At 61.3% G+C, this 21,930-nt stretch carries 13 protein-coding genes; 6 read left to right on the top strand and 7 right to left on the bottom strand.

Features of this window, described 5'->3' with window-relative positions; translation table 11 throughout:
- The first annotated feature begins 206 nt into the window (after positions 1–206).
- A complete protein-coding gene (locus PHO31112_RS07730; protein WP_150619965.1) occupies positions 207–2,429 on the top strand; it encodes an FUSC family protein in 2,223 nt (740 codons plus the stop codon).
- Positions 2,430–2,459: 30 nt separating this feature from the next.
- Here the strand turns inward: PHO31112_RS07730 and PHO31112_RS07725 are convergent, their stop codons facing one another.
- Entirely contained in the window at positions 2,460–3,098 is a 639-nt protein-coding gene (locus PHO31112_RS07725; protein WP_174995603.1) for a response regulator, read from the bottom strand.
- 683 nt (positions 3,099–3,781) lie between these two features.
- On the bottom strand, positions 3,782–4,387 hold the full coding sequence (locus tag PHO31112_RS07715) for an NADPH-dependent FMN reductase (protein ID WP_150619962.1): 606 nt from the start codon (positions 4,385–4,387) through the stop codon (positions 3,782–3,784).
- A gap of 358 nt (positions 4,388–4,745) precedes the next feature.
- Here PHO31112_RS07715 and PHO31112_RS07710 point away from each other — a divergent pair, with 358 nt between their 5' ends.
- Entirely contained in the window at positions 4,746–6,176 is a 1,431-nt protein-coding gene (locus tag PHO31112_RS07710) for an MBOAT family O-acyltransferase (RefSeq protein WP_150619961.1), read from the top strand.
- A gap of 81 nt (positions 6,177–6,257) precedes the next feature.
- Positions 6,258–7,379 carry an alginate O-acetyltransferase AlgX-related protein gene (locus tag PHO31112_RS07705; RefSeq protein WP_174995601.1) on the top strand — a complete coding sequence of 374 codons (1,122 nt, stop codon included), beginning with the start codon at positions 6,258–6,260 and terminating at the stop codon, positions 7,377–7,379.
- 262 nt (positions 7,380–7,641) lie between these two features.
- Here PHO31112_RS07705 and PHO31112_RS07700 read toward each other — a convergent pair whose 3' ends face one another.
- The 4 genes from PHO31112_RS07700 to PHO31112_RS07685 form a co-directional block, all read right to left on the bottom strand.
- The gene (locus PHO31112_RS07700; RefSeq protein ID WP_246177853.1) at positions 7,642–9,186 is read right to left on the bottom strand and encodes an efflux transporter outer membrane subunit; all 1,545 of its coding nucleotides are present in this window, start codon (positions 9,184–9,186) and stop codon (positions 7,642–7,644) included.
- Positions 9,187–9,301: 115 nt separating this feature from the next.
- Positions 9,302–12,466 carry a multidrug efflux RND transporter permease subunit gene (locus tag PHO31112_RS07695; protein ID WP_150619959.1) on the bottom strand — a complete coding sequence of 1,055 codons (3,165 nt, stop codon included), beginning with the start codon at positions 12,464–12,466 and terminating at the stop codon, positions 9,302–9,304.
- A complete protein-coding gene (locus PHO31112_RS07690; protein ID WP_150619958.1) occupies positions 12,463–15,642 on the bottom strand; it encodes an MdtB/MuxB family multidrug efflux RND transporter permease subunit in 3,180 nt (1,059 codons plus the stop codon). Before PHO31112_RS07690 ends, PHO31112_RS07695 begins: the two co-directional genes overlap by 4 nt.
- A gap of 80 nt (positions 15,643–15,722) precedes the next feature.
- The gene (locus PHO31112_RS07685) at positions 15,723–17,066 is read right to left on the bottom strand and encodes an MdtA/MuxA family multidrug efflux RND transporter periplasmic adaptor subunit (protein ID WP_246177846.1); all 1,344 of its coding nucleotides are present in this window, start codon (positions 17,064–17,066) and stop codon (positions 15,723–15,725) included.
- 521 nt (positions 17,067–17,587) lie between these two features.
- Here PHO31112_RS07685 and PHO31112_RS07680 point away from each other — a divergent pair.
- Together PHO31112_RS07680 and PHO31112_RS07675 are read left to right on the top strand one after the other, a co-directional pair.
- On the top strand, positions 17,588–18,334 hold the full coding sequence (locus tag PHO31112_RS07680; protein WP_246177844.1) for a response regulator: 747 nt from the start codon (positions 17,588–17,590) through the stop codon (positions 18,332–18,334).
- A 118-nt stretch (positions 18,335–18,452) separates the two neighbouring features.
- On the top strand, positions 18,453–19,727 hold the full coding sequence (locus PHO31112_RS07675; protein WP_150619957.1) for an ATP-binding protein: 1,275 nt from the start codon (positions 18,453–18,455) through the stop codon (positions 19,725–19,727).
- Between the two features lie 293 nt (positions 19,728–20,020).
- On the opposite strand, the gene PHO31112_RS07670 is transcribed toward PHO31112_RS07675, so the two are convergent.
- Entirely contained in the window at positions 20,021–20,311 is a 291-nt protein-coding gene (locus PHO31112_RS07670) for an H-NS histone family protein (RefSeq protein ID WP_150619956.1), read from the bottom strand.
- 903 nt (positions 20,312–21,214) lie between these two features.
- On the opposite strand from PHO31112_RS07670, the gene PHO31112_RS07665 reads away from it, so the two are divergent.
- On the top strand, positions 21,215–21,823 hold the full coding sequence (locus PHO31112_RS07665; RefSeq protein WP_246177842.1) for a GNAT family N-acetyltransferase: 609 nt from the start codon (positions 21,215–21,217) through the stop codon (positions 21,821–21,823).
- Positions 21,824–21,930 lie beyond the last annotated feature (107 nt).

The following is a 21,930-nucleotide window of genomic DNA, read 5'->3' as shown; positions in this document are numbered from 1 at the left end:
ATAGCGAAGCCGATCGGGCAGATCCGAAAACCTGCCCCTTCATACGTCACACTGGTGTCGCGGCTCATCGCAAGCACGTCCCCGCGCCGCATGTAACCGGCGGTATCCCCTCTTCGCGGCGCCCGGGGCTTCGGCTAGACTCTCACTGCGCCACGCCCTCCCCCTTCGCGTGGCCGGCTTTGCTGCGGAACTCTCGCCCCCGACGCATGGACTATCAGACCGATATCAAGAAGTTCCTATATAGCCATTACTTTTTCAGCGGCACTCGTCAGGCAGTGGGGGTCGTGCTGCCCGCCCTCGTCCTCTTCTGGGGGATGGACCAGCACCTGCTCGGCATCGAAGTTGCCTCGGGAGCCCTGTGCGCGAGCGTGGTCGACATCAATGGGCCACTACGCCACAAGCACACGGAACTGCTCAGTTGCACACTGCTCGGCGCGCTCACCGTCCTGATCACCGGCATAGCCACCGCGGCGCAGCCGTGGCAGCTTTGGATCACCTCGCTGATTCTGACCTTCGGCCTGTCGATGCTCGTGGTCTACGGCTATCGCGCGTCGATGGTGAGCTTTGCCTGTCTGATGATGATGGTGCTCAATGTCGAAGCCGATCTGACGCGACATCAGGCGGTGCTCGACGCCGGCGCGGTTCTGGCGGGCGGTCTCTGGTACACCTATTTCAGTCTCATCGTCTGCCGCGTCTGGTGGTTTCGCATCGAACAGCAGACGCTCGCCGAGTGTTTCTTCGTCACGGCAGAGTATCTGGAAGCCAAGGCGGCGTTCTACGACACATCGACCGATATCGACGACTGCTACCGGCGCCTGATCGCCTCGCAGGTCAATGTCGTGGAAAAGCAGCAGGCCGCGCGCGAAATCATTCTTCGCAATCTTCCGCGCCTGCGCAGCGGCACACTCGAGCCACGCCGCACGATGCTGTTCAACCTATTCATCAACATCGTCGATCTGCATGAGGTGGTGGTGTCGGTGCATACCGACTATCCGATGCTGCGCCGGGAGTTCGCCAACAACGATGTGCTCCTGTTCTTCCGCGACATGATCCGCAAGATCGCGAACGAAGTGGACGCCATCGGTTACGCCATTGCCACCAACGAACCGTCGCGAGCCCAACGCAGTTGGCGTGCGGAACTCCGCGCCATCGAGTATGAGATCGAGTTGATGCGCAAGCAGTCGCTGCCGCAGCGTGCGCCCGAGGCCTACCAGGCGCTCACCAGTACGTTCCGCCGCGTGTGGAGCAGCACGCGGGTCGTGGAGCGCATGCACCGCAACACGAACCTCGCAACGGCAGGCGCGGCTACCGAAGTGAAGATCGATCAGGCACTTCTGCGTTTCACGTCACGGCAAAGCTTCTCGCCGAAATTGCTCTGGAAGAATCTGACATTTTCGTCGCCGAGCTTTCGTCACGCGTTACGGGTGACGATCGCCATTTCGGCCGGACTCATGATTTGCGAGAACTGGTCGCTGCTCGCCGGACAGGCGCACAGCTACTGGGTGTTGCTCACGATCATCGTGATTCTGAAGCCCGGCTTCAGCCTGACCAAGCAGAAGAACGCCCAACGTCTGACCGGCACGCTTCTGGGCTGCGTGAGCGTGCTGCTGATTCTGTCCTTCGTGCACAAGCCCTGGATGCTGCTCGCGCTCATGTTCTTCTGCATGGTCATGGGCAACAGCTTGTCGCTGTTCAACTACGGCCTGTCGGTCGTATTCATGTCGTCTTACGTGCTGCTGCTGTTCCACTTCCTGTTGCCCGGGTCGCTGTCCGTGATCGGCGAGCGCGCCATCGACACGCTCATCGGCTCGGCCGTGGCCCTGGTCTGCTCGTACCTGTTCCCCTACTGGGAATACCGGCTGATGGGGCCGCTCATCCGGCAAGCCGTGCAGTCGACGCGCGCCTATCTCGAATCGTGTGCCGGTCGCGAGGGTAAGCGTGACGACTTCGCCTATCGCATGGCGCGCAAGGACATGCATATCGCCTTCGGGAATTTCGGCGCAGCCTTCAAACGCATGATGCTCGAGCCGAAGTCCAAACAGGTCTCGGTCGGTGAGCTCAACGATCTATTGGTGCAGAACCATGTGATGGCGTCGTACATCACCGGCATGGCCGATGTGCTACCGCGCCAGATTGCAGCCGACAAGAGCGGTGAGTTGGGACAGGTCGTGGCCGCCATCAGCGATCTGCTCTCACAGGCGGTCGCGGCACCGGCGGCGTCGGTGCCGACCGACACGCAGGCCGCGAGCGACGCGATGCGCGATTACACGCGGCGTCTGGACGCGCTGGTCGTCGCGCAAGAGCAACAGCCGGACACCTCCGAGACCCACGTTCAGGAAATCAAACAGGTGGTGCATCAGCTCAAACAAATGCTTCGGGCGGGCGAGTTGATCCTGCGCGATATGCGGGGAATTCGCCTGCCGGCCTGATACTTGGGGCATCCGGCCGGCAGCCATCCCTCAGGTAATGCCAGTGCGCGTGGCGTAGTGATATAGATCGACGTCACGGTCCAGCCCGAGCTTGCGCATGGCGTTGGTTTTCTGCGAACTGACCGTCTTCACACTACGGCTGAGCTGGAACGCAATTTCGCTGATCGTGAGGCCGGAGACGAACAGCCGCACTACCTCCACCTCGCGGCCCGAGAGTTTCGACGCGTCGATCTCGGTGTCGTCGACCACCGAGTCGTGCAGCCTTGTCGCCAGCCCCGCCGGAATGTATCGGCTGCCGTCCGCCACCACACAAACGATGTCGGCAATCGAACTCTGCTCGTCGAGCTTCGAGAGAATCGAATGCACCCCAAGCTTGAGCATGCCGCGAAGAATCGCCAGGTTTTCGAGCATCGTGACGACGATGATCTTGATGTTGGGAAAATACCGGCGCACGTAACCGATAAGAAAAAGCCCGTCCTTGAAGTTCCCCCCCGGCATAGAGAAATCGGTCACCAGAATGTCGCAGGGCGCCTTGGCCAGCAAATTCACGAGTTCCGACGAATTGCCCGCCTCGCCGACCAGATGGATCATTTCCCGCTCTTCGAGCAAACGTCGTATTCCATAACGCACAATCGGATGGTCATCTGCGACCACGACATTGATCGTCATCGTTGCCCCCCTCTCTTTTTTCGTCATCTGACAGCACCGTCACCGCCGCAATGCGCGTACGGTGCTTCGCGCCTGTCATCGCATCGAAGCGCGTTCATTCTGGCAAAAAGGGATCATGCCGACTGGATGGGAAACGTCACATAGTCGATTCGGGCGGGCATTCTTGCCACGCGGTGTGGTCAATGGGCGCGACGCCCGCATGCTGCCCGATAGAGCGGGCACTGCCACCTAACTGCTTGACGGGACTCGCTCAGAGGTGAAATTGCTTAGCCGCATGACGTGGCAGTTCGTGCTACTCGCGTCACCGGCATTGGGAGGATTTACAGCAGGCGTTTCCGGCATTCCGATTGTGAAGTTCGGAATTACCTTAAACACCGGGATCGGATTTAGCGTGGCTAACAAAACCATGTCATCCGACATCTGGGGGAATACGTTTGAAAGTGGATGACAATAAGACGAATCAGAGAAGGCGTTGCGGGAAACGCTCGAGCCGTTGCTGCCAACACAAAGCCACTCGCCCAACGGCGGGCGGCCACACGTTGGTGACCGTGCTGTGTCGAACGGCATTCTGTTCGTGTTGTTCACAGGCCTAGTTGACCGGTTTTGGAAAGCTGCGCATCCGGTTCGAACGAAGTCTCAATACCCATCAGGCACTGCTTTCGTTGGTTTGCGCCATCGTCTGCTCACGATTCATTGAGCACCTTCGTTGTCGCGAATACCCCCTCAGCATCTGAATCAAGGGAACCAGCCTGTTCGCCGTGATTTAGACGGATTGCTTCTACGAAGTTAGACAAGAACGCCGATATTTGTGACCCATACCCGCGTAGAGACAGCATATCGGCTATCTCCTCCGGAGATTTACCGATGAGCGGGACCCGCAGGAACAGGGGTTCAAGGAAGCCGTCACTAACGGTCGAAAGTACAAGCCGCAGAGATGCCAGCATCTCTTCGCCGCGATGAGATGCGTGTGCAAGCGCTATGGGCTTTCCAACGGCTTCAAATCGAGAAACCATCCAGTCGATTGCATTTTTCAGTCCACCTGGAATCGCTCTTGCATACTCGGGACTCGAGATGATGATGCCGTCGGAAGCTGATACGAGTTCCAGAAACTCGATGACTTGCGGCGGTGTCTTGTTTCCCTCCGAGTCAGGTGAGAAGACGGGCAAGGTGTCCAGGCGATGAAAAACAGATAGCTTGACGTCGGCCGGGACGAAGCCCTTCATCGCCATCAGCAACGCAGTATTGGTGGAGTTCCGGCGTGAGCTACCGGAAATAGCCAAGAGTTTCATGTCAATGAAATTTTGATTGGGGGCCAGCCCCCTGCCGACCAGCCTCGAACATCATAATACGGATGGAGACTGGCGCGAATCTTCCTTCCACGTTGTGATATCCCCGTGAAGGATTCCATCAACGGATTCTTGGACTGGGCGTTTGCGGCACACGCCACATCGCAAACGCCAACAAAGCGGCCCTGCGCCCCCCTCTCTGGCTGACAGCCAACTATCGTTCGGACGCCTGCGTCGACTTCCGGCATCGCAGTGGCACGCATTACAATACGGCCCGAACGTGTACGGCATTAGTAGAAGATCACGTCCACATTTAGCACGCGTGCTTGGACCAGATCAATAAATCCAGAGGATGTCCCCCGTGGTTTTCAGCAGCATCGCCTTTTTGGGATTATTTCTCCCAATCACTTTGGCCGCGTACTTCTTGACGCCCCGTCCGTGGCGCAATTTCACGCTCGCGCTGGCTAGTATCGTCTTCTATGCCTGGGGCGAACCTCGCTTCTTGATCTTGATGATCGTCTCCATCGGAGTCAACTTCCGTTTGGCCATCAGCATCGATCGGGCAAAGAATCGGCTGAGAATGGTTGGGTGGGGCGTGGCCATCAACCTCTTCATATTGGGCGTGTTCAAGTATGCTGCTTTCATCGTTGGCAATCTGAACGCGATTTTGTCCCCGTTTGGTGTGGCCCCACTCGTGCTGCGACCACTGCCTTTGCCCATTGGCATTTCGTTCTACACCTTCCACGCGATCTCATACCTGGTCGACATCTATCGGAGAAACGCACGGCCGAATCGAAGCATCGTCGACTACTGTCTGTACATCACGCTGTTTCCCCAACTGGTCGCAGGCCCGATCATCCGATACAAAGACATCCAGTCGCAACTACGGGCACGCGTGGCCCGCCTCGACGATGTGTCTGCCGGGGCGCTGCGCTTCACGATGGGTCTCGCGAAAAAGGTGCTTATCGCCAATCAGCTCGCGATCGTGGCCGACGCGGGCTTTAGCGTGCCGACCGGCGAATTGTCCGCGTCCGTCGCCTGGTTTTCCCTCCTGTGCTACACGCTGCAGATCTACTTTGATTTCTCTGGGTATTCCGACATGGCCATTGGACTTGCGCGCATGTTTGGCTTCCGGTTTCCCGAGAACTTCAATTACCCGTATGCCGCCGAGTCGATGCAAGATTTCTGGCGCAGGTGGCACATCTCCCTGTCGACGTGGTTCCGTGACTACGTGTACATCCCGCTCGGTGGTAATAAAGACGGCGCCCGCAGAACGCTGCGCAACCTCTGGATCGTCTTCCTTCTCACTGGATTCTGGCACGGCGCAACTTGGAATTTCCTGCTTTGGGGGGCCGCGCACGGTACCTTTCTGACACTGGAAAAGATCGTGCCATCGAACGTCGTTTCGAGATCCGGGGTCTGGCGATGGGCTCGCCACGGCTACGTCGTTCTGGCTTTCATGTTGACGTGGGTGCTGTTTAGAAGCGACACCACCGCGCACGCCCTCAACTACTTCGGTGCGCTCGTCGGCATGCCAACGGCTACCGAACCTTCAGTAACCGTGTCGATGCTCTTTTCTACTCACCTTGGTTGGCTTATACCGACCGCCGTCGTGTTGGCGGCTGGCTTCTACCCTTGGGCACTTGAACGCTTCGCGCCGGTCCGCAATTGGCTCCTCGCGCGCAACGTCGACGGCTTCGTGGCGGCAGCATTTGTTGCGCCTGCGCTAATCTTTGCAGCTATGTCGATCGCACTCGGGCAGTACAACCCGTTCATTTACTTCCGCTTCTGATCCGACATGCTTGAAAACGCAGAACTTCGCCGACGGGCACAACGGTCCTACACATGGCTCAGGAAGTTGAACCGAGCGGCCGTGCCGCTCGTATTCTTCGCGCTTATCGCGCTCCCCATTGCCTGGTTTGGTCGCGCCAGTTTCACCCCCGCCCCGCTTCACGAAAACCGAGTACTGGAACCCCTCCCCGACTTGTCGCTTCATTCGCTGCAGCGGCTCGAGCGCTGGTTCAGCGATCGCTTCGGCATGCGTGACGCACTAGTGTATTACGGGTCGTGGCTCCAGATGGCACGCACCGGATCTCCAACGAACCAGGATGTCGTCGTTGGCCCTAACCAGTGGCTTTTCTACGATCAATACTACGTGCCCGGCCAGCCTCATTTTGCTGATCTGCAGGGCAAGGATCCACTCTCGCAGGGGCAGTTACGCGAAATCACCGAGAATCTGCGCGTTACGCAAAAGGCATTGGCGGCATGCAGCATTCCGTTCTATTTCATCGTGGCGCCAGATAAACAGTATGTCTACCCAGAACAACTTGGCGTTCGCGTACGTGCCGGCGTCACCACGCAGTTGGACCAGCTAGTCGACTATCTCAAGGTCGAACTCGCGGAACTCCGTCTAGTGGATCTCAGACCCGCCCTAGTAGACGCAAAGCGGACTTCACCATACGAAATGTACAAGCGTACGGATACGCACTGGAATTCCCTAGGGGCGTTCTATGGCTACCAGGCGGTGGCCAATCGGTTCGCACGGGACGGCATCATTCCGTCAGCCCCGGCGGCGACCTTGGACGCCTGGACAGTCACGCAATCGCCGTTCGACCAGGGGGACATCGCCGTCTCTTTGCTGTCTCTCCCAGGATACTTCAAAGACGTCAACACCCACTTTGAGAAGCGCACGCCGAGGCTTTCCCAATGGGTGGGCGCTCCAGTAGACGCGCCTCAACGCAACGACTCGGTATTCAGCGAGAACCGCTCCGGACACGGGAGACTTCTGCTCTACAAAGACTCATTCAGTGGCGAGCTCATGCAGTTCATCGCCGAAGACTTCGCCAACACGTGGACGTATCTTGGACGAGATATCGACGGCGATGAAGTTCGCCGACGCAAGCCCACTGTGGTTGCCTTGCAGATTGTCCAACGAAATATCAAAACCCTTGGCAATAGCCCACCGAAGAATATGGTGGCGCTTTGCAGAAATTGAAAAGCCCTACAGCGCGCCAGGCGTTTAACGCGGTTGCAGGACGCTGAGGTCTCAGCACACTGTGGGCCACAGAATACAGTTCAACAATCCGGCGGTTGACGATGTCCCCCAGATGTCGGATGACATGGTTTTGTTAGCCACGCTTAGTGATCCACGCGTTGCGAGCGCCGGAAAATGCGTAGCCGGACGACATGAGGTGCGCAGCGCTTGCCGGTCGAAGGCGAACGCGACCGGCCAGCGATGAGGGTGCCCAGCCGGCGCATCAATCTTGTGCGCCACGGTTCGCGCCCTCGGTCGGCAATCCGTGCCAGCCACCGCCAAGAGCCGTCACGAGCAGTACGTTTGCCGTGAATTGACGACCGAGGATCGTCAACGCCGTGCGCTCCGTGGTGTACGCAGTCGCCTGCGCGGTCAACACGTTCTGAAAACTGACCGTACCCGCCTTGTACTGATTGAGGATCAGTTGCAGCGCTTCGCGTGACGACTGCACGGCCTGGTTTTGCACGACGGACTCTCGCCCGAGATAGTTCAGCGCGGCGAGATTGTCCTCGACCGACTGGAACGCGCTCAGTACGGTCTGACGGTAGGTCGCGACCTGCGCGTCGTAGGCAGCAATGGCCGCGTCGGTTTGCGCGCGGCGCAAGCCGCCGTCGAAGAGCGTAGCCGCCAGCGCGGGACCAACCGACCAGAAGCGGCTCGGTAGCGTCAGCCAGTTGGCGAAGCTGCTGCTCTGGAGACCGCCCGTCGCCGCGAGCGAGAGCGTCGGGAAAAAGGCGGCCTTGGCCACACCGATCTTCGCGTTGGCCGCCGCCACCGACCGCTCTGCCGCCGCAATGTCGGGCCGGCGCTCCAGCAATGTCGACGGCAAGCTCACCGGCACCGGCGGCAATGCGGCGTGCAATGGCGCGACCGTCAGCGCGAACGCCGCCGGAGCCTTGCCGACGAGCAGCGCAATCGCGTGCTCCAGTTGCGCCCGCGTCACCTCGATATCGATCGCAGACGCCTGCGCCGATTGCAATTGCGTTTGCGCCTGAATCACGTCCGAGCGCTGCGCCACGCCGACTGCGTATTGGTTCTGCGTCAGCTTGAGCGTCTCCTCATAGGTAGCGACCGTGCGATCCAGCAACGCTTTCTGTGCATCCGTCACCCGCAGGTCGAAGTAATTCTGCGCGAGCAGCGCCTGCGCCGACAGACGTGCATTGGCCAGATCGGCCGCACTCGCCTCGGCGCTGGCGTTACCGGCCTCGACCGAGCGCCGCACGCTGCCCCAGATGTCCGGCTCCCAGCTCGCCGTACCCGACAGGCTGTAGCTGTTCGAGATGCCGCCCACGCCCGATCCGCTCACCGCCGTGCTGCTCACACGCGAGCTGGCACGCGTGAGGCTCGCATCCGCACCAATCGTCGGGAAGAAGGCCGAACGGGCTTGCGAGGCCACAGCCAGTGCCTGGCGGTAGTTGGCCTCGGCAACCTTGATGTTCTGGTTGTTGACGTCGACCTGCGCCATCAATTCAGAGAGCACCGGGTCCTGATAGATCGCCCACCACTCGCCCTTCGACACCGCGTCGCTGGGCTCGGCGAGCTTCCAGTCGCCGGTTTCCTTGAACGCGGCCGGCGCATCGACGTCCGGGCGCACATAGTCCGGCCCCACAGCGCAGCCCGCGAGCCATAGCACAGCGCTCGCGGCCAGGAATGTCGCCGTACGGCGCGCGCGCACAGATGCCGCCACGCCGCGCCCTTGCCCCGCTGCCGCGGCGGTTCCCGCATGAGAACGAACGGTGGAGACTTGACGATTCAGGGCTCGGGACATGGCATACATCGGCCCATCGGCCGGGACGGAAGTTTCGGAAAATGCGCCGGAAGGCACATCGGGATGCCCCCCCTGAAGCGCACGGGAAAGCCCGCGGCGCAGGCGGCGAACGACATCAGCCACGGCCCACCTCCCCAACGTCGCTATGGCCGGTCTGGCCACGTGCACGCCATCGCGCCCAGCGCACGCGCACACGGTCGAGATATAGATACACCACCGGTGTCGTGTAGAGCGTGAGCACCTGGCTCACGAGCAGGCCGCCCACGATGGAGATCCCCAGCGGCTGACGCAACTCCGCGCCGTCGCCTGTGCCCAGTGCCAGTGGAACCGCACCGAGCATGGCGGCCATCGTCGTCATCATGATCGGACGGAAGCGCAGCACGCACGCATGATAGATGGCGTCTCGCGGCGACATGTTCTGACGCCGCTCGGCATCGAGCGCGAAGTCGATCATCATGATCGCGTTCTTCTTCACGATACCGATCAACAGAATCACGCCGATGAGCGCGATGATGCTGAACTCCGTATTGAACAGCAGCAGGGCCAGCAACGCCCCCACGCCCGCCGACGGCAATGTCGACAGGATGGTGAGCGGATGGATGTAGCTCTCGTAGAGCACGCCCAGCACGATATACACCGTGAGCAATGCCGTCAGGATGAGGAGCGGCTGCGACGACAGGGCCGACTGGAATGCCTGCGCCGTGCCCTGGAAGCTGCCTTGTACGGACGTGGGCATGCCCAACCGGCCCACGGCATCCTTAACCGATGCCTGCGCCTCGGAAAGCGAGACCCCCGGCGGCAGATTGAACGAAATCGTGCTCGCCGCGAACTGCCCCTGGTGCGACACCCCCAGCGCGGTGTTCGTCGGGCGGTAACGCGCGAACGCCGAGAGCGGCACTTGCGCCCCCGTCGACGTCACCACATAGATGTCCTTGAGCGACTCGGGGCTTTGCCACCATTGCGGCGCCACCTCCATCACGACCTTGTACTGATTGAGCGGGTTGTAGATGGTGGAGACCTGACGCTGCCCGAAAGCGTCGTTGAGCACGTTATCGATCTGGCTCATCGTGAGCCCCAGCCGCGACGCCTGATCGCGGTCGACGTCGAGCGTCGTCTGCAACCCCTTGTCCTGCTGATCGGTATTCACGTCGACGAGGTTCGGCAGACGCGAGATCGCGTTGCGCACTTTCGGTTCCCACTCGCGCAACTGCTGAAGATCGTCCGCTTGCAACGTGTACTGATACTGCGCGTTGCTGGAGCGCCCGCCCACACGGATGTCCTGCACCGATTGCAAATAGAGCATCGCACCCGGCTCCTTCGCCAGCTTGCCGCGCAGGCGCGCGATGACCTGATCGGCCGAGAGCTTGCGCACGCCCAACGGCTTGAGCGTGACATACATCAAGCCGCCGTTGCGGTTCGAGCCGCCGGTAAAGCCCGTGACAGTCGCCACATCCGGGTCGGCCTGCACGATCTTGATAAAGTCGGCGAGCTTCTTCTCCATCGCCTGGAACGAGATCGCCTGATCGGCCTGAATGAAGCCGATCATCCGCCCCGTGTCCTGCTGCGGGAAGAAGCCCTTCGGCACCACGGTGTACAGCCACACATTCAGGCAGATCGTTGCGAACAGGATCAGCAGCATCAACGGGCCATGGCGTAGCGCCCATGACAGCGAGCGTTCGTACTCGTGCAGTATGGCGTCGAACCCGCGCTCGGTCCAGGCGCCCAGGCGTGCCCAGAGGGACGGGCGCGGCGGCGGCTCCGGTGCGAGGGGCGCCGTGCCTGCGGGCACCCCCGGTGCCGGCTTGCCCTTGAGCAGACGCGCGCACATCATCGGCGTGGTCGTGAGCGAGACGACCAGCGAGACCATGATGGCCGCCGAGAGCGTGACCGCGAATTCACGGAACAACCGGCCGACAATGCCTCCCATCATCAGCAACGGAATGAAGACCGCTATCAGCGAAATACTCATCGAAAGCACAGTGAAGCCCACTTCGCGCGTGCCTTTGAGCGCCGCCGCGAACGGACTCAGCCCCTCTTCGATATGACGCGAGATGTTCTCCAGCACCACGATAGCGTCGTCGACCACGAAGCCCGTTGCGATGGTGAGCGCCATGAGCGAAAGGTTATCGAGACTGAAGCCGCACAGGTACATCACCCCGAACGTGCCAATCAGCGAGACGGGCACGGCCACACTCGGAATCAACGTCGCCCGCCAGTTCCGCAGGAAGATGAAGACCACCAGGATCACGAGCGCAATCGAAATCAACAGCGTGTACTCGACTTCCTTGAGCGACGCGCGGATGGTCGGTGTGCGGTCCATCACAACGTCGAGATTGATCGCGGCCGGAATCGAGGCGCGCAGATTCGGCAGGATCTTGTTGATGCCGTTGACCGTCTCGATGATGTTTGCACCGGGCTGCGTCGTAATGACGAGCAGCACCGACGGCTTGCCGTTGGCCGAACCCGCATTGCGCAAGTCCTGAACCGAATCGACTACGTCGGCGATATCGGCCAGACGCACCGGCCGCCCCTCCCGATACGCGACGATGACCGGCAGGTATTCCTTCGCCGTCTTCGCCTGATCGTTGGCGAGAATCTGCCAGCGCCGGTCGCCCTCTTCGAGCGCGCCCTTCGGGCGGTTCGCATTCACTGCCTGAATCGCCGTGCGCACCGTCTCGAGCGGGATCTGGTACTTGTTGAGGGCCGTCGGGTTGAGTTCGACGCGCACCGCCGGCAACGAGCTGCCACCAACCGTCACATCGCCCACGCCTTGGAGCTGCGAGAGTTTCTGCGCAAGGATGGTCGACGCCGCGTCGTACATCTGCCCGCGCGTCATGCTCTCGGAGGTCAATGCAATGATCATCACCGGTGCGCTCGCCGGATTCACCTTGCGATAGGTCGGATTGCTGGGCAACCCCGACGGCAGCAGACTGCGCGCGGCATTGATCGCCGCCTGCACGTCGCGCGCCGCGCCGTTGATGTCGCGCGAAAGATCGAACTGCAACGTGATGCGCGTCGATCCCAGCGAACTGTTCGATGTCATTTCCGTCACGCCGGCAATACGGCCAAGCGAGCGCTCCAGCGGCGTGGCCACGCTCGCGGCCATCGTCTCGGGGCTGGCGCCCGGCAGCGAGGCCGAAACGGAGATCGTCGGGAAGTCGACCTGCGGCAATGGCGAGATAGGCAGCAGCCCGAACGCGACGATGCCCGCCAGCGTCACCCCGATGGTGAGCAGAACGGTCGCGACCGAGCGCCGGATGAAGACGGCCGACAGGTTCATCGTGCGGGGCCGTCCGTCGTGACCGGGCCTGCGCCGCCGCCCGGGTTGCCGTGATCGCCATGATCGCCGTGCTCGTGATCGTCCGACGGCCCGAAGCGCCGCTCACGCCAGGCGCGCGCCCGCGCGGCCCAACGGTCGAACCACAGGTAGATCACCGGCGTGGTGAACAGTGTCAGCACCTGACTGACCATCAACCCGCCCACCATCGTGATACCCAGCGGCTGGCGCAACTCGGACCCCACCCCGGAGCCCAGCATGAGCGGCAGCGCGCCCAGTACGGCCGCCATCGTCGTCATCAGAATCGGACGGAAACGCAGCAGACACGCCTGATAGATGGCCTCGCGCGGCGCCATCCCATGCTGGCGCTCCGCCTCGAGCGCGAAGTCGATCATCATGATGGCGTTCTTCTTCACGATACCGATCAGCAAAATGATGCCGATGATCGCGATGACGCTGATGTCGTTACCGGAGACCATGAGCGCCAGCAGCGCACCCACGCCGGCCGACGGCAGCGTCGACAGAATCGTGATCGGGTGGATGTAGCTCTCGTAGAGCACGCCCAGCACGATATACATGGTCACGACCGCCGCGAGAATCAGCCACAAGGTGTTCGAGAGCGACGCCTGGAAGGCTTGCGCCGCGCCCTGGAACGTCGTCTGTGTACTCACCGGCAGACCAATGGACTGCTCGGCCGCAGTGATCGCCTTCACGGCATCGCCCAGCGATGCGCCCTTGGCGAGGTTGAAAGAGATCGTCGCGGCCGGGAACTGCGCCTGATGGTTGATCGCCAGCGGCGTGGGCTTTTCCACGATCTTCGCAAACGACGTGAGCGGCACCTGCACGCCCGACAACGACGCGACGTAAATGCCCTTGAGCGCTTCGGGCCCGCGCCGGAAGTCGTCCGCCACTTCGAGCACCACTCGATATTGCGACGCCTGCGTATAGATCGTCGAAATCAGCCGTTGGCCGAACGCACTGTAAAGCGTCTGGTCGACGGCGGACGGCGTGACCCCCAGACGGCTCGCGGTATCGCGGTCGATCTCCACGTACGCCTGGAGGCCGTTGACTTGCAGATCGCTCGTGACGTCCGCCAGTTGCGGTACGTGTTGCAGCTTGTCGACGAGTTTCGGCACCCAGACGCCGAGCGTATCCAGACTGGGGTCTTGCAGCGTGAACTGGTACTGCGTGCGGCTGATACGGTCTTCGATCGTCAGATCCTGAACCGGCTGCATGTAAAGCGTGATCCCGGGCACCTTCGCGACTTCAGGCTGAATGCGCCGGATGACTTCCGAGGCGTTGATCCCGCGCACACCCTTGTCCTTCAGGTTGATGAGCAGACGCCCGCTGTTGAGCGTGGCGTTCACCCCATCCACGCCGATGAACGACGACACCGATTCGACGGCCGGATCTCGTAGCACCGCAGCAACCAGCGCCTGCTGCCGCTCGCCCATCGCCGCGAACGAGATCGACTGCGGCGCTTCGGAGATGCCCTGAATCACCCCCGTGTCCTGCACCGGGAAGAAGCCCTTCGGCACCCACATGTACAACAGCACCGTGAGCACGAGCGTGCCCAGCGCGACGAGCAGCGTCGCGAACTGACGGTCGAGCACCCACGTGAGCCATTCGCCGTACTTCGCGATGATGCGCTCGAAGATCTCGCCGGTCTTACGATAGAACTTGCCCTGCTTCTCTTCCGGCACATGGCGCAGGAGCTTCGCGCACATCATGGGCGTCAACGTGAGCGAGACCACAGCGGAGATCAGGATCGACACCGCCAGCGTAATCGCAAACTCGCGGAACAGGCGACCGACGACGTCGCCCATGAACAGCAGCGGAATCAGCACGGCGATCAGCGAGAACGTGAGCGAAATGATCGTGAAGCCGATCTGCTCCGCCCCCTTGAGCGCCGCCTGCAACGGCTTTTCCCCTTGCTCCATGTAACGCGCGACATTCTCGATCATCACGATGGCGTCGTCGACCACGAAACCGGTCGCGATGGTGAGCGCCATGAGCGTCAGGTTGTTGATCGAAAAGCCCGCCAGATACATCACGCCGAACGTGCCGACCAGCGACAGCGGCACGGCCACACTCGGGATGATGGTTGCCGAGACGTTGCGCAGGAACAGGAAGATCACCATCACCACGAGGGCGACGGCAAGAATGAGTTCGAATTGCACGTCGGAGACCGAGGCGCGAATCGTCGTGGTTCGGTCGGTGAGCAGCTTGACGTCGATGCTGCCCGGCAACGCGGCCTGCAACTGCGGCAACAGCGCTTTGACCTTGTTGACTGTCTCGATCACGTTCGCGCCGGGCTGGCGCTGCACGTTCAGCACGATGGCCGGCGTGGTATCGGCCCACGCGGCGAGCTTGGTGTTCTCGGCGCCATCGACAACGTCGGCAATGTCGGAAAGCCGGATCGGACCGCCGTTCTTGTAGGCAATCACGAGATTGCGATACTCGTCGGCCGAGGCAAGCTGGTCGTTGGCGTCGATGGTCGAGGCCCGCAGCGGACCGTCGAAACTCCCCTTCGCCTGATTGACGTTGGCCGCCGCGATGGACGTACGAACGTCCTCGATATTGAGCCCATACGACGTGATCGCACGCGGATTGACCCGAATACGCACGGCGGGGCGCTGTCCGCCCGAAATGCTCACCAGTCCGATGCCGGGCAACTGCGAGATCTTTTGCGCGACACGGGTGTCGACCAGATCCTCCAGCTTGGGCAACGGCATGGTCTTCGACATGATCGCCAGCGTCAGAATCGGCGTGTCGGCCGGGTTGACCTTGCTGTAGATCGGCGGCATCGGCAGATCGCTCGGCAGCAGGTTGCTGGCGCTGTTGATGGCGGCCTGCACTTCCTGTTCCGCGACGTCGAGCCCGAGGTCGAGCGAGAACTGCAACGTGATCACCGATGCGCCGCCCGAGCTGGTCGATGACATCTGGTTCAGGCCCGGCATCTGGCCGAACTGACGCTCCAGCGGAGCCGTGACCGACGAGGTCATGACGTCCGGACTCGCCCCCGGATAGAGCGTGACCACCTGAATGGTCGGATAGTCGACTTCCGGCAGCGCCGAGAGCGGCAGCAACCGGTAGGCGACGAAACCGGCAAGCAGGATCGCCAGCATCAGCAACGATGTGGCGACCGGTCGGAGAATAAACGGGCGGGACGGATTCATTGGCTACGTCGAAGGGCGTCTCTGGGGGCGTGGTCGGACTTGATCGCGCAGGGCGTCGCGTGGGCTCACGCCACGGCGTCTTATTGCGCCGGACGGCGATGCCCGCCGTTGCCGTTGCGCTTCTCGTCCGGGGCGCGCGGTGCGACAGCCGCCGCGCGGCTCGCGGCCGTGATTACCTCGACCTTGGCGCCATCGCGCAGCTTGTCCATACCGTCGATCACGAGTTTCTCGCCCGGCGCAATGCCCGACTCCACTGCCACATTGGTGCCGTCGGTCGGCCCGAGCTTCACGGTCTTGAGCTTGACCGTCTGATCCGGCTGCACGGTGTAGACGAAGCTGCCCTGCGTGCCGCGCTGCACGGCCGCGCTCGGAATCAGGGTGGCGCCCTTGAGCGTGTCCACGAGCATCTTCACGTTGACGAACTGATTCGGGAACAGCAGGCCGTCGCCATTGGCGAACTCGGCCTTGAGCTTGACGGTACCCGTCGTCGTATCGATCTGGTTGTCGATGGAGGCGAGCTTGCCGCTCGCGAGCTTGATCTTGCCGGAACGGTCGAAGGTCTCGACGAGCAGCGTCTCGCCGCCGCGCGAGCGCTTGACCACCTTCGGCAGGCTGTCTTCGGGAATGGTGTAGACCACGGTGATCGGCGTGACCTCGTTGATGATCACGATACCGTTAGTGTCCGAAGCGTGAATGATATTGCCCGGATCGACCTGACGCAGACCCGCGAGCCCGGAGACCGGCGCGCTCACGCTCGCGTAGCTCAGTTGCAGACGGGCGTTGCCAAGCAGGCCTTCGTCGGCCTTGACCGTGCCCTCGTACTGCTTGACGAGCGCACGCTGGGTATCGACGGTTTGTCCGGCAATCGAGTCCTGCTTGAGGAGGGTCTCGTAACGGGCAAGATCAAGCTGGGCGTTCTTGAGCAGCGCCTGATCGCGCGCGAGTTGCCCCTCCATCTGCGTGACCTGTACCTGGAACGGACGCGGATCGATCTCGGCGAGCAACTGACCTTCCTTGACCATGTCGCCCTCCTTGAAATGCACCTTCATGAGCTGACCGTCGACCCGCGAATGCACGGTAACGCTGCGCGTTGGCGTCACGGTGCCCAGTCCGTTGAGGAAGACCGGCAAATCGCCCGTCTTCGCCTCGACCGCCGTCACCGGCGTGGCGGGTGCGCCCGCCCCGGCCATACCGGCCCGAGCGCCCGCTTGCGCGGGTCTTTGCGCGCTTTGCGAGTGCAGACGGTAATAGACACCCCCTGCGATGAGCACGACAAACAGCCCGATAACGCCCGGCACGAGCCAGCGGCGCGTACGTGAAGGCGCGTAGGCCGCCTCTGCGTTGCGTTGCGCCCCGGGCGTGGGGGACGTGGGCCGATCAGAACCGTTCGGTTGTTCCGAACCGTGGGGACCGTGCTCGGTCATGACTTCCTCGTAACAGCGGAGTAGTTAGCGGAGTCGTCCAATGAGGACGAGGTACCTTTTTGTCTGATTGCTGCGGCGCGGCAAATTGCCTGGGAGCGCCGGAATCGCGCCAAACAGCGCCTTGCGCCAGCTTTGGCTGATCAGCATAGCAGACCGTTGTGAAAGACCGATGAGGCCGATGATTACAGCAGCTTTCCCTACGGGCAAGCGAAGGAGTTGCTGCAAAGAGACCGGCAGCACGGCCGATGGTTCGCATCGCAGCCCGCGCTGCGTCTGCTGCTGCGCGGCGCCTGTCTCCTGCAATGCCTTGTCGCTACGCCCTCGCAGCACGAGATGTGCGCTTGGGCATGCCGAATTTTCCGCTCGAACAGCGGCGTATTGCGCTGCGCAAATCTTGCATGATGTGGGCGAAATTCGTGCGTAATCAAAGCAGGCTCTATTATTACGCATCGTTACAGGCGACCAAGGCTGTAATGCCCGGAAACAAAACGCGTGTAAAGCCGCGGGGGGAGCCCTCTATCATGACGACACTACCTGTCAGAACCAATATGAAGATTCTTGTTGTCGACGACGATCCCGATCTGCGTGATCTGCTGCGCGAGTACCTGAGCCGCCATGGCTTCTCGGTGGCAGTGATGCACGACGGCGACGGGCTGGCCGCACGCCTCGAGCGTGAGCGTCCGGCCCTGATCGTGCTCGACCTGATGATGCCCAAGGTCGACGGACTGACCGCGTTGCGCGACCTGCGTGCGCGTAACGACGATGTGCCGGTGATCCTGCTCACGGCACGCAGCGACGAGATCGACCGCATCGTGGGACTGGAAATCGGCGCCGACGATTATCTCGGCAAGCCTTTCAGCCCGCGCGAGCTGCTGGCCCGGATCAACGCCGTGCTGCGCCGTCGCAAGACGCCGGACGCCGCGGTGCCCGAGCAGCGCGAGAACTACACGTTCGGCCCGTTCGTGCTCGACTTCCGCAGCCGCACGCTGACCCGGGATGCGCAGTTGCTCACGCTCTCGGACGGCGAATATGGCTTGCTGCGCCTGTTGGTGAACCATGCCATGCAGGTACTCTCTCGGGAACGCATCATCGAATTGCTCTACGGCGCAGACAGCGACGTCAACGACCGCGGCATCGACGTACAGATCTGGCGCTTGCGCCGTCTGCTCGACGAAGACGCGCAGAGCCCGCGCTTCATCCAGACCGTGCGCGGGCGTGGTTATATCTTCGTTCCCGACGGCCAACGCGCCGACATGGTCACCGGTTGATAGACCGGCCGGGCGCGGCCGTTTGCCGCCGTCCTGTTCGAAGGTACCTCTTCCGGTCTGAGAAGGACTCCGGCATGACGCCGATACTGCTTACCCCGGCCCATATGCGGAGCATTGCATGAAAGGCCGTTTCGACACCCTGTTTGGCCGGCTGGCGTTGCTCATCATCGCCGCGCTGGTCATCAGCCACTTCTCATATCTCACGATCCTGCGCAGCGATCACGACGAAACGCGTGTGCAGAACGCCGCCGAGCAGATGGCGTTCATCATCAAGGCCGCCTCGGAAGTACATGACGGCAACTCGACGCTCACGCTGCCCGATCTCGTGCAAGTCGTACCGGTCTCGTTCGCGCATGGCGATGTCTTCGAGCCGACCAGCAAGCATGCCCGCCTGACGACCGAGCTTGCCCGGCGTCTGCCGGCCGGCACGCAACTGCGCGTAGAGCGCACGCCGCCGCCGCGCATCTGGGCGCGCCTGCCGGGCCGCGACTACTGGATCGCCACGCCGGTACTGTCCGTGCGCAACCCGCCCGGCACCGCCACGATCCTGCCTGGGCTGGCCGCCGTCCTCGGCATTACGGTGATCTTCGCGCTATTTGCCGCCTGGCAGTTGCAGCGCCCGGTGCGGGATATGGCAGCGGCAGCGGAGCAGCTTGCGACCCATCGCGTTCGAACGCAGGTCAAAGAACGCGGTCCGCTGGAGTTGCGCCAACTCACCGAGCGCTTCAACCGCATGAGTCAGGACATTGTGCAGACCGACCGCGAGCGCAACACGATGCTGGCCGGCATCGCCCACGATCTGAAAACGCCGCTCGCACGATTGCGTCTGCGCGCCGAAATGATCGACGACGTGCAAATGAGCGAGGGCATTACGCGCGACGCCGAATCCATGACCCGGATCGTCGATCAGTTCCTGCTGTTTGCCCGGGGCATTGAAATGGACAGCGCAGCGTCGCCGGTGGAAGCTCGCATTCCCTCCCTGATTGCGCCGTTCCTCGACCAAGGCTACGCCATCGAGCTGGATTTGCAGGCCGGGCCGGGCTTCCGGCTCCGGCAGACCTACCTTGAGCGAATCGTGAACAACCTGCTGGACAACGCGGTGACGTACGGCCGGGCACCGCTCGCGATCCGCTCGTCGCAAGATGCCGGCGGCTGGCGTCTGGTAATCGAAGACAGTGGGCCGGGCATTCCGAATGAAGACATCAACCGGATCGTGCGCCCCTTCGTGCGCCTCGACCCGGCCCGCGGCGGCAACGCTCATTGCGGACTAGGCCTCGCCATCGTCGACAAGCTCACCCAGCAACTGGGCGGACGCGTATCGTTCAGCAACCGTTCCACGGGCGGTTTGCAGGTCACGCTGATGTTCCCGCCGGACGATCCGGGTACGGAGTAAGCCCCCGACACAGGACGGGCAGCGGCGTCGAATCGGGCGCCGACTGCGTCACTTGCCGCCCGCGTCACGCGCGCCGATTCCCGCACAATGAAAAAACCCGCCGTCGATAAACGAACGGCGGGTTTTGACTTTTGTTGGGGGAGGGTAACGCGACTACTGGGCTGCTGCTTTACTGCTCTCAGGGACACGATGGAGATGACAAGACGCTAGACATTAGGGTGTCATCGCGACTATCGGCTCCCCGACCTCCCTGGCATGTGACCGGCAATGCCAGTCCGGCTTTCGCCGGCGAATTACTTAATCAGGAATTTTTCTTTGTTCTTCCCGACCCACTTCGGCGCGCGGCCACGGCCCGACCATGTTTCACCGGTAGCCGGATTCATATACTTCGGCGCAATCTGTGCACGAGCGGCACGGCGGCGGCCATCCATCGTGGCAAGACCCAGATCCTTCGCAGTCAGTTCGTATTCATGGATCTTCTGTTTGACTTCGGCGATGACCTGAGCCACTTCACGGGTCCGGGCCTCTTCGATTTGCCTTTCGATCTTTTCGCGTTGCGCGACGAGTTCCTTATAGCTTGCCATCTGGCGTGTCCTTACGTTGTTAAAAATGGAGCGCCACTTAAAATAGCACGAGTTTTAATAATTTGAAAACGGCATTTCCATCAAGTGAGTCTCCGAACACACAAACCGCATTGAATTTTCTGATCGACGGTTCAGAAAATGCACGGAGTCGGGGCATGAATCCAGGATTACCATCGTCCCCGCCGTTGCCGATATCTCTCGATAAGCGGTGTCAATTGCCTCGCAATAGGGAACAAATTTGCCAGATAGTGATCAGGACTCCACGCGACCCCACGGGTTCACGCACCATCCCGCAAGATTTGGCAGGGGCATTTGCCAGCCGGGCGCTCCCTGATCCACAACGCAGACATTCCGATCATTTGACCGTCGCCAAGATATACGATCACAAATATTTAAGCGCAATCCGATCATTCTGTTATCCGAAGCACTGTGCTGATTCGGACTATTCGCATCCGGCGTCGCGATTTACGGATAACCCGAAGTGAGAATTTTCCCGTAGGAATTAGGTAGCTTTCGTCCGACGTCCCATTGGTGTCTACGGATGGCATACCCATCGTTGCTCACAATATGCCTTTTCCCTATATCGGCGGCAATATGCCTTCGATGCCCCTCCGGGAGCCAAGACACCGACAAATCGGGACAAAACGACGTACTGTCCGATTTGTTGACGTATACGTCAATCTCATGCGTCGATGTCATTTCCCGAATCGAAAGAGTTTTCGTAAGATAGGCCTCGTGAGACTGGACAATCCGCCTGCATGCGATTGTCCGCAGAGTCCCATTCGGCAAGGCTCACCGCCTGGGAAATCGCATTGTCACGAATCGAATTAAGCAAATCCTGATTTGTCTTGATCGGCAATTGCCAACTGAATTCGCACTGATTCAACAAGGGATTTTGGACGCATGACGACTTCGACCATTGCCATGGATTCGCACTCCCCTTTCGGCACGCCCGCGCCGACGCTCGCCACTGAGCGTACGATCTTGCGTCAGTGGCGCACGGAAGATCTGCCGCGTTTTGCCGCACTCAACGCCGATCGGGAAGTCATGCGCCACTTTCCGACGACGCTCGATCGGGCTCAAAGCGACGCCATCGCCCACCGGCTGGCGCAACACATCGAGACGCATGGCTATGGCCCATGGGCGCTGGAGATTCCGGGCGTGACGCCTTTCGCCGGTTTCGTCGGGTTGATGCGCGTCGGTTTCGACGCTCCTTTCGTGCCGGCAGTGGAAATCGGCTGGCGGCTGGCGTCGGCGTGGTGGTCGAAGGGATATGCAACGGAAGCGGCGAGCGCCGCGGCGCAGTTCGCGTTTGGAACACTGGGCCTCGACGGGTTGGTCTCGTTCACCGTGCCCGCCAACATCCGCTCGAGAGCGGTGATGCAGCGCATCGGCATGCGGCACTGCCCCGACGAAGACTTTCTGCACCCCTTGATTCCGGTGGGTCACCGGCTGCGTCGCCACGTGCTGTATCGGCTCGACGCTCACGAATTGGTGGCCGGCAAGCGGTGAGCGTCGCCTTCGCGATTGAAGCGTACGCTTAAATCGTGGGAGAATCCGAGTCTTTGCGCCAGCCGTCCCCCCCGCCCCCATCGTGTCGCGCGCCGTCATCATCCCGC

Source organism: Pandoraea horticolens (assembly GCF_902459555.1).
GTDB lineage: Bacteria > Pseudomonadota > Gammaproteobacteria > Burkholderiales > Burkholderiaceae > Pandoraea > Pandoraea horticolens.
This window is presented reverse-complemented; position numbering and strand designations above follow the sequence as displayed.